Here is a 722-nt window from a genome sequence, read left to right on the forward strand (position 1 = left end):
AGACAGCACAAAAAAGGGGCCGGAAGCTGCCCTCCGACCCCATGCTGCTGACAGGAACATTGCCTGTACTACGCATTCACTTTCATCCGGGATGGCCAAGCAGCTTACCGCCAGCCGCCTCCCAATGCCCGGTAAGCACTTACCATGGCATTCATTTGCTCCATTTTGGTTTCAATCAGCTCCATTCTCGACTCCAGAACGTCCCGCTGTGTAAGCAACACTTCCATATAATCGGCCCGGGCCGATGTGAATAACTTCAGCGCAATCGTCGTTGACTGAGTCAGGGCCTGTACCTGGTTGTTTTTCATGTTATAGCTCTTTTCGAGGTTATCCATGTTCGACACCTGGTTGGCGACTTCGATGTAGGCATTCAACACCGTTTTCTCATAGTTATAAACGGACTGAATCTGCTTTGCACTGGCATTTTTATACTCGGCCATAATCCGGTTTTTGTTAATCAGCGGCCCCATCAGGTCACCAGCCAGACCGGCAATGATCGACTCCGGTACGCTGGCCAGATACAACGGATTAAAAGCCATCAGACCAAGCGATGCCGACAGGTTGAGCGACGGATAGAATTCTGCTTTGGCCACGCTGATGTTCAGTTTGGCTGCCGCTACCTGCAGCTCGGCCTGACGAATGTCCGGCCGGTTTTCCAGCAGCTGAGCCGGTATACCCGCGCTGAGCTTCAGCGGCGACAGGTTGAAAAAGTTATCCGAACT

1 protein-coding gene is annotated in these 722 nt (G+C 52.2%); it reads right to left on the reverse strand.

Annotated elements, in window-relative coordinates; translation table 11 throughout:
- Window positions 1-104: 104 nt before the first annotated feature.
- A partial coding sequence (locus BLX24_RS30930) for a TolC family protein (RefSeq protein ID WP_177226001.1) occupies window positions 105-722 on the reverse strand: 618 nt, incomplete at its 5' end.

Source organism: Arsenicibacter rosenii (assembly GCF_001870735.1).
Taxonomy (GTDB): Bacteria; Bacteroidota; Bacteroidia; order Cytophagales; family Spirosomataceae; genus Arsenicibacter; species Arsenicibacter rosenii.